Source organism: Streptomyces sp. TLI_105, assembly GCF_900105415.1.
GTDB lineage: Bacteria > Actinomycetota > Actinomycetes > Streptomycetales > Streptomycetaceae > Streptomyces.
This window is the reverse complement of record NZ_FNSM01000001.1, coordinates 938,413-949,153: the sequence shown is the minus strand read 5'-3', so window position 1 is coordinate 949,153 and position 10,741 is coordinate 938,413. Positions and strand designations below refer to the sequence as shown.

At 74.6% G+C, this 10,741-nt stretch carries 8 protein-coding genes; 5 read left to right on the top strand and 3 right to left on the bottom strand.

The genetic code is table 11. The features are described from left to right. The first annotated feature begins 42 nt into the window (after positions 1–42). The 3 genes from BLW86_RS04395 to BLW86_RS04385 all read left to right on the top strand — a co-directional run bounded on the left by BLW86_RS04395 (position 43) and on the right by BLW86_RS04385 (position 2,949). On the top strand, positions 43–435 hold the full coding sequence (locus tag BLW86_RS04395; protein WP_093872782.1) for an apotyrosinase chaperone MelC1: 393 nt from the start codon (positions 43–45) through the stop codon (positions 433–435). A 22-nt stretch (positions 436–457) separates the two neighbouring features. Continuing rightward, positions 458–1,285, top strand: a complete 828-nt coding sequence (locus BLW86_RS04390; protein ID WP_093872781.1) for a tyrosinase MelC2 — start codon at positions 458–460, stop codon at positions 1,283–1,285. A gap of 212 nt (positions 1,286–1,497) precedes the next feature. Continuing rightward, positions 1,498–2,949: an MFS transporter gene (locus BLW86_RS04385; RefSeq protein WP_256341204.1), complete on the top strand. Its 1,452-nt coding sequence runs from the start codon at positions 1,498–1,500 to the stop codon at positions 2,947–2,949. A 61-nt stretch (positions 2,950–3,010) separates the two neighbouring features. Here BLW86_RS04385 and BLW86_RS04380 read toward each other — a convergent pair whose 3' ends face one another. The 3 genes from BLW86_RS04380 to BLW86_RS04370 all read right to left on the bottom strand — a co-directional run bounded on the left by BLW86_RS04380 (position 3,011) and on the right by BLW86_RS04370 (position 7,051). Next, positions 3,011–3,277 carry a GNAT family N-acetyltransferase gene (locus BLW86_RS04380; protein ID WP_371129445.1) on the bottom strand — a complete coding sequence of 89 codons (267 nt, stop codon included), beginning with the start codon at positions 3,275–3,277 and terminating at the stop codon, positions 3,011–3,013. Positions 3,278–3,535: 258 nt separating this feature from the next. Next, on the bottom strand, positions 3,536–5,893 hold the full coding sequence (locus tag BLW86_RS04375) for an ATP-binding cassette domain-containing protein (RefSeq protein ID WP_093872778.1): 2,358 nt from the start codon (positions 5,891–5,893) through the stop codon (positions 3,536–3,538). Between the two features lie 105 nt (positions 5,894–5,998). Continuing rightward, positions 5,999–7,051 carry an MsnO8 family LLM class oxidoreductase gene (locus tag BLW86_RS04370; RefSeq protein ID WP_093872777.1) on the bottom strand — a complete coding sequence of 351 codons (1,053 nt, stop codon included), beginning with the start codon at positions 7,049–7,051 and terminating at the stop codon, positions 5,999–6,001. 258 nt (positions 7,052–7,309) lie between these two features. Here BLW86_RS04370 and BLW86_RS04365 point away from each other — a divergent pair, with 258 nt between their 5' ends. Together BLW86_RS04365 and BLW86_RS04360 are read left to right on the top strand one after the other, a co-directional pair. Beyond that, positions 7,310–9,805 carry an ABC transporter permease subunit gene (locus tag BLW86_RS04365; protein ID WP_256341203.1) on the top strand — a complete coding sequence of 832 codons (2,496 nt, stop codon included), beginning with the start codon at positions 7,310–7,312 and terminating at the stop codon, positions 9,803–9,805. Then, positions 9,802–10,566 (top strand): ABC transporter ATP-binding protein, encoded by a 765-nt coding sequence (locus BLW86_RS04360; RefSeq protein ID WP_093872776.1) that lies wholly within the window; start codon positions 9,802–9,804, stop codon positions 10,564–10,566. Before BLW86_RS04365 ends, BLW86_RS04360 begins: the two co-directional genes overlap by 4 nt. Positions 10,567–10,741 lie beyond the last annotated feature (175 nt).

Sequence of the window (10,741 nt, the reverse complement as noted above, 5' to 3'; positions counted from 1 at the left end):
ATGACCAAACCCCCGGTCGTACAGACCACTTGGGGGTTTCTCATGTCCAGCATCACCCGCCGCCGGGCCCTCGGCGTCGCGGCAGGCGCCGCGGGCGCCGTCACGGTCCTCGCCCAGGCGGGCCCGGCCGCGGCCTCGGCTCCCCGCGCAGCCGCCCCGGCGGCCGACTCCGACCCGGCCTCCTTCGACGAGGTCTACCAGGGCCGCCGCATCCAGGGCGGGCCCGCGCACGGCGGCGGCCACCACGGGGGACACCACACGGGCGGCTACTCCGTCACCATCGACGGTCAGGAACTGCACGTCATGCGGAACGCCGACGGCACCTGGATCAGCGTGATCAACCACTACGAGCCCGTCGCCACGCCCAGGGCGCTGGCCCGCGCGGCCGTCCGGGAGCTCCAGGGCGCCCCGCTCGTACCCCTCACCCTCGGCTGACCGATCCAGGAGCGGCACCACCATGACCGTACGCAAGAACCAGGCCACCCTCACCGCCGACGAGAAGCGGCGCTTCGTCGCCGCCCTCCTGGAGCTCAAGCGCTCCGGGCGGTACGACACCTTCGTCACCACGCACAACGCCTTCATCATGAGCGACACCGACGACGGCGACCGCGTCGGCCACCGCTCGCCGTCCTTCCTGCCCTGGCACCGGCGTTTCCTCCTCGAGTTCGAGGAGGCCCTCAAGTCCGTCGACGCGACCGTCACCCTGCCCTACTGGGACTGGACCGCCGACCGCACCTCCCGCTCCTCGCTGTGGGCGCCCGACTTCCTCGGCGGCACCGGCCGCGCCCGCGACGGCCAGGTCACGGACGGCCCCTTCGCCCGGGCCGGCGGCCGCTGGCCGATAGGCGTCCGCGTCGACGGACGCGACTACCTCCGGCGCGACCTCGGCGCGGGCGGCCGGCAGCTCCCCACCCGTGCCGAGGTGGACTCCGTCCTCGCCATGGAGACCTACGACACCGCCCCCTGGAACAGCGCCTCCGACGGCTTCCGCAACCACCTGGAGGGCTGGCGCGGGGTGAACCTCCACAACCGCGTCCACGTCTGGGTCGGCGGCCAGATGGCCACCGGCGTCTCCCCCAACGACCCCGTCTTCTGGCTGCACCACGCCTTCGTCGACAAGCTGTGGGCCGACTGGCAGGCCCGCCACCCCCGCTCGGCGTACCTGCCGGCCGCGGGCACCCGGAACGTCGTGGACCTCCACGACACCATGCGGCCGTGGAACGACGTGACCCCCGCGGACATGCTGGACCACACGCCCCACTACACCTTCGACACGGCGGCCTGACGGGCTCAGGACCCTTTCCCGCCCCGGGTGCCCCCACGGGTGTCCCGGGGCGGGAAAGCGGACCATTTGCCGACATCAACGGATGATCTAGAGGAAAAGGAGGAATCGGGAACGCGTACGTCGGGTACCCGGGTCTTCGCAGGCCGGGAGGCGCGCACGGTCCGTGCCGCGCGCCGTCCACCGGGCCGTACCCGAGGGAACGAGGAGGACACGTGACCCGGCAAGAGTCGGCGCAGGCCCTGCACCGGCAGCAGGAGGAACCGGGCCCGAACCGGTGGAAGGCGCTCGGCGTCTGCCTCGTGGCGGGCTTCATGACCCTCCTCGACGTGTCGATCGTGAACGTCGCGCTGCCCTCCATCCGCTCCGGGCTCGACACCCCCGAGTCGGACCTCCAGTGGGTGCTCTCCGGGTACGCGCTCGCCTTCGGCCTCTTCCTCATCCCGGCCGGACGCCTCGGCGACGCGCGCGGCCGGCGCAGCGTCTTCATCGTCGGCCTCGCGCTCTTCACGCTCGCCTCGGCCTCCTGCGGAGCGGCGCAGTCGAGCCTCTGGCTGGTGATCTCGCGGCTGGTGCAGGGAATGGCCGGAGCCCTCGTCTCACCGCAGATCTCCGCGCTCATCCAGCAGATGTTCCGGGGGGCCGAGCGCGGCAGGGCCTTCGGGATGTTCGGCACCGTCGTCGGCATCTCCACCGCCGTCGGCCCCCTCCTCGGCGGGCTGCTGATCCAGGTGGCGGGAGCCGAGGAGGGCTGGCGCTGGGTCTTCTACGTCAACCTCCCGATCGGGATCGTGTGCCTGTTCCTCGCCCGACGGCTGTTGCCCGACACGCCGGACGCCAAGCCGGTGCGGCTCGGCCGCCTCGACCCGGTCGGCGTGGTGCTCCTCGGCGCCGCCGTCCTCGCCCTGCTGCTGCCCTTCGTCCAGTCCCGGCAGTGGCCCGGGAACGAGAAGTACCTGCTCGTCCTCGTCGCGGCCGCACTGCTCGCGGCCTTCGTGGGATGGGAGCGCCACTGCGCGCGGGCGGGCGCCGAGCCCCTCATCGACCTGGAACTCTTCCGCGTCCGGTCCTACTGGCTCGGCTCGCTGCTGATCCTGCTCTACTTCGCGGGCTTCACCTCGATCTTCTTCGTCAGCACGCTCTACCTGCAGAACGGACTGCACTACACCGCGCTCCAGGCCGGACTCGCCATCACCCCCTTCGCCCTGGGCTCGGCGATCGCGGCCGGGATCGGCGGCCGGCTCGTGGACCGCTTCGGCCGGCCTCTCGTGGTCCTCGGCCTGGCGATGGTGGCGATCGGCCTCGCCGGGACGGCGTTCGCGGTGCACCAGGTGCCCGGCCGGGGCGCGGGCTGGGCGATGCTCGCCCCGCTGCTCCTCACGGGGCTCGGCAGCGGCCTGGTGATCTCCCCGAACCAGACCCTCACCCTCTCCGAGGTGCCGGTGCGCCGCGCGGGCAGCGCCGGAGGCGCCCTGCAGACCGGCCAGCGGGTCGGCTCGGCGGTCGGCATCGCCGCGGTCGGTTCGGTCTTCTTCGACCAGGTCGCCCAGGACGGCTGGGCCACCGCCTACGACCACGGCCTCCTCGTCTCGATCGCCTTCGTCGGGGCCGCGCTCGCCGCGGCCGTCGCCGACGTGGTGGCGGGCCGCCGCGCCGCCCGCCGCTGAATCCCGCGCGCCCGGACGGACACACCGCCGCGGATGCGCGGCCGCGTGCGGCCCGGCGTCGTCACGGGGTGCGGAAGCCACGGAAGGTCACGTGCTTCCGGCTGGTGAAGCCGAGCCGCTCGTAGAGCGCCATCGCCGCGGTGTCCTCCTCGGCCACGCGCAGGAAGGGGCGCTCGTGCCGGTCCAGGACGCGGGCGACGAGCAAGCCCAGGAGGTGGGCGGCGTGCCCCCGCCCGCGCGCCTCGGGTTCCGTACGGACGACGCTGATCTCGGTCCGGCCCGGGGGCCGGAGCCTCCCCCGGCCGAAGGCCGGGGGTGCCCCCGTCACGCTGCGCTCGCCCGCCCTGGCCACCAGCCTGCCGCCCGCGCGGATCCCGAGGGGGGGTGCCGGGTTCGCGGGTACGCGGCCGGAACGCGGCCCTGGGACGCAGGCAGGGCCGCGCAGCGACCCGCCCCCCCGGGGCGTCGAGCACCCGGGCGTCGTACTCGCCGTTCGTCATCGTGTGTCGCCTTTCCTCGGGACAGCCCCTGTTCCACGGGGGCCGACAGGCGACGTCCACGGGCCCGGTCCGCGCGGGGGGACTCCTCAGGGCCGTCCGGAGAGGGCCCGGGCCAGGTACGGCGCGGTGCGGCTGTCCGCCGCCCGCGCCACCCGGGCCGGGGGGCCCGCCGCCACGATCCGGCCGCCCTGGTCGCCGCCGCCCGGGCCGAGGTCGACGACCCAGTCGGCGGTGGCGACGACGTCCATGTCGTGCTCGACGACGATCACCGAGTGCCCGGCGTCCACGAGGCCGTGCAGCTGGCGCATCAGGACCTCGACGTCCGCCGGGTGCAGACCGGTCGTCGGCTCGTCGAGCACGTACAGGGTGGGGGAGCGGTGCGGCCGCTGGAGCTCGGAGGCGAGCTTGATGCGCTGCGCCTCGCCGCCGGAGAGCTCGGTGGCCGGCTGCCCGAGCCGCAGGTAGCCGAGGCCCACGTCGAGGAGGGTCCGCAGGCTGCGGGCGGCGGCGGGGACGTCGTCGAAGAAGGCGGCGGCGGACTCGACGGTCAGGTCGAGGACCTCCGCGACGGTGAGGCCGCGCAGCCGCACCTGGAGGGTCTCGGGGTTGTAGCGGGCGCCGTGGCAGTCGGGGCAGGGCGCGTACGTACTGGGCAGGAAGAGGAGCTCCACCGAGACGAAACCCTCGCCCTGGCAGGTCTCGCAGCGGCCGCCGGGCACGTTGAAGGAGAAGCGGCCCGCCTTGTACCCGCGTGCCTTCGCCTCCTCGGTCTCCGTGAAGAGCTTGCGCACGACGTCGAACAGCCCGGTGTACGTGGCGAGGTTGGAGCGCGGGGTCCGCCCGATCGGGCGCTGGTCCACCGTCACCAGACGGTCCACGCCCTCCACTTCCTCGGTCAGCGCGTCGACGAGGGTGGACTTCCCGGAGCCCGAGACGCCGGTGACCGCGGTGAGGACGCCGACCGGGAAGGCGGCGTCCACCGCCCGCAGGTTGTGCCGGGTGACCGGCCCCGGGCGCAGCCAGCCCGCCGGTTCCCGCACCGTCCGCGCGGGCGCGGGAGCCTGGTCGAAGAGGAACCGCCGCGTCGCGGACGCCTCGACGCCGGCCAGTTCCTCCGGCGGACCGCTGTGCAGCACCCGCCCGCCGTGCACTCCGGCGCGCGGGCCGACGTCCACGAGCCAGTCGGCGTGGCGTACGACGTCGAGGTGGTGCTCGACGACGAAGACCGAGTTCCCGGCGGCCTTGAGCCGGTCGAGGACCACGAGCAGGGCCTCGGTGTCGGCCGGGTGCAGCCCGGCGGAGGGCTCGTCGAGGACGTACACCACGCCGAAGAGGCCCGAGCGCAGCTGCGTGGCGAGCCGCAGCCGCTGGAGCTCGCCGTTGGACAGGGTGGGCGTGGCGCGGTCCAGGCTGAGGTAGCCGAGGCCGAGTTCGGTGACCGTGCCGATCCGGGCGACGAGGTCCTCGGTGAGGACGCGCGCGGTCTCCGAGGCGTCCTCCGTCGCCGCCGTCGACAGGAGGCCGGACAGGGCCGTGAGGGGCAGCGCGGCGAGCTCGGCGACGTTCCGGCCGGCGAAGGTGACCGCGAGCGCCTCGGGCCGCAGCCTGCCGCCGCCGCACACCGGGCAGGGCGCGCTGGTGAGGAACCGCTCCGCCTTCGCGCGCAGGGACGGGCTCTTCGAGTCGGAGAAGGTGCGCAGGACATAGCGGCGCGCGCTCATGTACGTGCCCTGGTACGGGCGTTGGATGCGATCCGCCTCCCGCACCGGGTGCACGGTGACGACCGGCTGCTCGTCCGTGAAGAGGATCCACTCGCGGTCCTTCGCGTCGAGCTCCCGCCACGGCCGGTCGACGTCGTGGCCGAGGGTGTCGAGCACGTCCCGCAGGTTCTTCCCCTGCCAGGCGCCCGGCCAGGCGGCGATCGCCCCCTGGCGGATCGACAGGCCGGGGTCGGGGACGAGGAGTTCCTCGCTGGTGTCGTGGACGAGCCCGAGGCCGTGGCACGAAGGGCACGCGCCCGCCGCCGTGTTGGGGGAGAAGGCGTCGGAGTCGAGCCGCTCGGCCCCCTCCGGATAGCGGCCTGCCCGGGAGAACAGCATCCGCAGGGAGTTGGAGAGGGTGGTCACCGTACCGACGGAGGACCGGGCGTTCGGCGAGGAGCGGCGCTGCTCCAGGGAGACCGCCGGCGGCAGCCCGGTGATCTCACCCACCGCGGGCGCCCCCACCTGGTGGATCAGTCGCCGCGCGTACGGGGCCACCGACTCGAAGTAGCGGCGCTGCGCCTCGGCGTAGATCGTCCCGAAGGCCAGCGACGACTTGCCGGAGCCGGAGACCCCGGTGAACACGACGAGCGCGTCGCGCGGGATGTCGACGTCGACCCCGGCGAGGTTGTGCTCGCGGGCGCCTCGGACGCGGACGTAGGGATCATGGGGGGTGTCGTGCATGGGGGTGACTTTATCGAATGGTCCACGTTTGCCCTGGTGGCTCCCCTGAGGAATCGACGGCCCCGGCGGTCGCGGGCGGATGCCGAGGGCGACCCTCCGGCCCCGTCAGGCGGTCCACGGGGTCAGCCGGCCCGTGGGGTCAGCCGCCCGTGGGGTCAGGCCGACGGCATGGGCGAGACGGCGGTACGACTCGCTCAGCGCCGCCCGGTCGTACGTGCTCGTGGTGACCATGACCTCCTGCGCCCCGGTCTCCTTCACCGCCCGCTCCAGCGCCTCCGCCACCTGCTCCTCCGTGCCGTGCACGTGCCCGTCGAGCCCCGCCTCGTAGAAACCGCGCTGCTTCTCGGTCATCGGCAGCCCCTCGATCCGCTCGGGCGCGGCGAGCGGCGGGAAGACGCCGAGGGTGCGGGAATGCGCGAGGGACCAGGCCTCCGGGACCAGCAGCCGCCGTGCCTCCGTCTCGGTGGCGGCCACCGCGACCGTCCCGGCGACGACCACGTACGGCTCGGCCGCCCACGGGGACGGGCGGAAGGCGGCGCGGTACGTCTCGACGGCCGTCAGCAGCCGCTCGCGGCCGCGCAGGTCGCCGATGACCAGCGGCAGACCGGCCGCCGCGGCGATCCCGGCGCCCTCCCCGGTCGCGAGGACGAAGGGCGGCACCCGCAGGCCCTCGGCGGGCCGGGCGTGCACCTGAGGGTGGGCCGTCTGCTCGCCGGTGAACCAGCCGAGGAGCTCGGCGAGCTGCTCCCCGAAGCGGTCGGCGTCGTCCTTGTCCCGGCCGAGGGCCCGGCGGATGCCGTCCGTGAAACCCACCGAGCGGCCGATCCCCATGTCGATCCGCCCGGGGAAGAGGGACTCGAGCACGCCGAACTGCTCGGCCACGACGAGCGGCCGGTGGTTCGGCAGCATCACCCCTCCCGTACCGACCCGGACCGAGGAGGTCGCGGCGGCGACGGCGGCGGCGAGGACCGTGGGCGCCGAACCGGCGACCCCGGGCACGCCGTGGTGCTCCGACACCCAGAAGCGGTGGTAGCCGAGGGCCTCCACCTCCTGGGCGAGGCGCACGGTGGCGCGCAGCGCCTGGGCGGCGTCCTCACCCTCCCGAGTGCGGGAGCGGTCGAGGACGGAGAAGCGGATGCCGTCGGGGAAAGTGCTCACGGAGGGTTCAACGCGAACGGGGCCGGGAGGCTTCCCGGGACCGCCTTCAGGCGGCCTTGCGGCGCGGCGCCGAGGGGCGCCCCTTCGCCTGAGCCCGCCGCCCGGCACTCACGGAGAGGGTGGGGCGGCGGCCGACGTTCCGCACGGGCGTGTCACCAGCGAGTCACCGGCGCGAGCGGAAGTCCCGCTCCGAGCATCCTGACGCTTCGTCAAGTGACGGTGTATCAGTTATTGACGGTTCATCAGTCCGGTCACAGAATGCGGTCACCCGACGGGCTGGCCGGGGTCGGCGAGACGGCGCAGATCGTGGCCACGATCGGCCTGCTGGTCGCGCTGCCCGCGGCCGGCCTGTGGGCGGTCGAACTCCTGGAGCGGGCGGGCGCCCCGGTCCAGCCCGCCGAGAACCAGTTCGGGCTGCCGGGCGTCGGGCCGAGCCCCGCCGTGTCCTGGCAGCCCCTCGACGGCGTGGGCATCGACTCCGACCAGCTGATCACGTGGATCGCCACCGCCCTCGCGGCGGCCGGCCTGTGGGTCCTGATGCGGCGCACCCGGCTCGGCCTGCGGCTGCGGGCGGCGGTCGACAACCGCGCGCTGACCGAGCTGTGGGGCATCAGCGCGGACCGGCTGTCCTCGATCGCGTGGATGCTGTCGTCCGGCCTCGCCGGCCTCGCCGGAGTCCTCGCGACCCCGCTCCTCGGGCTCTCCGCGCACGACTACACGCTGTTCCTGTTCGTCTCGGCCACCGCGGCGGTCCTCGGGCGCTTCGCGTCGGTTCCGCTCGCCTTCGCCGGTGGCCTCGGGCTCGGGGTGCTGCAGAACCTGGTGGCGGGATACGCGTCGTTCGCCGACGCCATCACCGGCTTCCGGACCGCCGTACCGTTCCTCATCCTCTTCGCCGGTCTCGTCGTCCTGGGGCGGCGGCGCCGCGCGGCGGGCACGGCGGCGGCCGACCCGCCGCCGATCGACTACCTCGCCGGGAAGGGGTGGGGCCGCCGCTGGGGCGCGTGGGTGGTGGCCGGCGTGCTCCTCGGCACGGCGTTCTACACCGTCACCACGCCCTTCTGGAGCGGGATCCTGGCCCAGGGGCTCGCGATCGGGCTCGTGTTCATGTCGTTCACGGTGGTCACCGGTCTCGGCGCGATGGTGTCGCTGGCCCAGGCGACGTTCGTGACCAGCGCCGCCCTGGTCGCCGGGCTGCTGATGAGCCACGGCTGGCCCTTCTTCGCGGCGGCGGCGGTCGGCACGGCGGCGGCGGCCCTGCTCGGCGCGGTCGTCGCGCTGCCCGCACTGCGGCTCGGGGGCAGACCACTGGCCCTGGCCACTCTGGCGCTCGCCATCCTGGCGGACCAGGTGCTCTTCCAGCTCGGCCCGCTGCGCAACGGAGACACGGGGTGGGAGATCCCGCGGCCGGTCGCCGGACCGGTGGACCTGGGCGACGACCGGGCGCTGGGGCTCGCGCTCGTGCTGCTCAGCGGGGTGGTCGTCGCGCTGCTGACCTGGCTGCGCGGCTCCCGCTGGGGCCGGGCCATGCTGGCGGTCCGCTCGGCGCCGGAGGCCGCCGCCGCGTCGGGGGTGTCGGTGGTACGGACGAAGCTCCTGCTGTTCACGGTGTCGGCGGGCCTCGCGGGCTTCGGAGGGGTGCTCCACGCCTCGTACAACACCAGGATCACGGCCACGGACTTCACGGCGATGACGGGCCTGGTGTGGCTGGCCGTCGTGGTCGCGGCGGGGGTGCGCAGGCCCCAGTTCGCGGTGGTGGCGGGGCTGGTCTTCGCGGTGGTCCCGCACCTGATGTCGACGTACGTGACGGAGTCCGCGCATCTGCCGGTGATCCTCTTCGGACTGGCGGGGCTCGCGCTGGCGAACGACCCGGACGGGTACTGCGCCGCGCTGCCGTCCAGACGGGCGGCCCGGCGCGCCGCGCGGCAGGCGGAGGCGACCCGGCCGGGGACCACGCGGGTGCCGGAACCGCCCCGGGGCCCGGAGCCGCCCCGGGCGCCGGAACCGAGGACCGTCCCGTCGCCCCGGGCGGCGGGAGGCGGACCCGTCGAGGCCCCGAGCGCGCTCGAACTGACCGGCGTGCGCGCCGGGTACGGCGGCGCGCCCGTGCTGCACGGCGTGGACCTCGTGGTGCGCGACGGTGAGGCGCTGGTGCTGCTCGGGCCCAACGGGGCCGGGAAGTCCACCCTCTGCCGGGTGGCGGCGGGACTGCTGCGACCGGCCGGCGGTCTCGTACGGGTACGGGGTGAGGACGCCACCCGTGACGTGGCGGTCGCCCGGGCGCGCCGTGGGGTACGGCTGGCTCCCGAGGGGCGGGGGATCTTCGCAGGGCTCTCGATCGAGGAGAACCTGGCCCTCCATCTGACGGGAGCCGAGGACCGCGACGCCGTGTACGAGCGGTTCCCCGCGCTCGCCGCCCGCCGCGCCGTCGCCGCCGGGTCCCTGTCCGGCGGCGAACAGCAGCTTCTCGCCCTCGCCCCGCTCCTCCAGCGACCGCCGGCGGTCCTCGTCGCCGACGAACCGTCCCTCGGTCTCGCGCCGCGCGTCGTGGACGAGGTCTTCCGTCTGCTGACCGAACTCCGCGGCCACGGCACCGCGCTCGTCCTCGTCGAGGAGAAGGCGGCAGAGGCGCTCGGCATCGCCGACACCGTCGCGTACCTCGCACAGGGCGAGATCACCTGGTCCGGGCCCCGGTCCGAGGTGGACCGGGACCGGCTCGCCGAGGCCTACCTGGGGAAGGGAGTCCGCCGATGAGCCGCGCGCTGCTCCGCGCGAGCGGGATCGACGTCCGCTTCGGCGGCGTCCACGCCCTGCGCGACGTGACCGTCTCCGTCGGCCCCGGTGAGATCTGCGGCCTCATCGGGCCGAACGGCGCGGGCAAGACGACGCTCTTCGACGTGCTGTCGGGGATGCGGCGGCCGGACGCGGGAGCGATCGCGTACGACGGCACGGACATCACCCGCCGGTCCCCCGTCTGGCGGGCCCGGCACGGCATCCGCCGCACCTTCCAACGCCAGCAGCTCTTCGGCCAGTTGACCGTCGAGGACAATCTCGTCGTGGCACAGGACTGGCGGGGCGGACTACGGCCCGCGGCGCGCCGCCACCGGGAACGGGCCGCCGCCGTGCTCCACGAGTGCGGGCTCGACGCGCTGGCCGGCTCGTACGCCGGCGGCCTGCCCGTCGGACAGGCCCACCTGGTCGAGCTGGCCCGCGCCCTCGCCGATCCGCCCCGGGTCCTGCTCCTGGACGAGCCCGCGTCCGGGACGACCGCCGAGGAGCGTCGCGCACTCGCCGTCGTCGTACGGCACGTGGCCGACGAGGAGAACTGCGCGGTGCTGCTCGTCGAGCACGACGTGGCCTTCGTCATGGAGCTGTGTTCACGCGTCGTGGTGCTCGACCTCGGCCGGGTCCTCGCCGAAGGGACGCCGGCCGAGGTCCACGCGGACCCGGCGGTGCGCCAGGCGTACCTCGGCGCCGGCCCCGGCAGCACGGAAGGAGAGCCCCCTGATCGTTGACGCGGGGGCCGCCACGCGACGACGCGCGACCGTCACGGCCCCGGCGAACCGGCTCAGCGGCCCCCGGGGCGTGTGACGGAAGTGCTCCGGGTCGACCGCGTGAGCGCGTGGGGGCGGGGCGCATGCCGGACCGGTCGGGCTGAAGGCATCCCGTGACAGGGCGGACGCCGTACTC

Coding starts and splice junctions, on each gene's coding strand:
- BLW86_RS04365 (WP_256341203.1), top strand. CDS start 7,310: ATGCGGTCACCCGACGGGCTGGCCGGGGTCGGCGAGACGGCGCAGATC.
- BLW86_RS04395 (WP_093872782.1), top strand. CDS start 43: ATGTCCAGCATCACCCGCCGCCGGGCCCTCGGCGTCGCGGCAGGCGCC.
- BLW86_RS04390 (WP_093872781.1), top strand. CDS start 458: ATGACCGTACGCAAGAACCAGGCCACCCTCACCGCCGACGAGAAGCGG.
- BLW86_RS04360 (WP_093872776.1), top strand. CDS start 9,802: ATGAGCCGCGCGCTGCTCCGCGCGAGCGGGATCGACGTCCGCTTCGGC.
- BLW86_RS04375 (WP_093872778.1), bottom strand. CDS start 5,893: ATGCACGACACCCCCCATGATCCCTACGTCCGCGTCCGAGGCGCCCGC.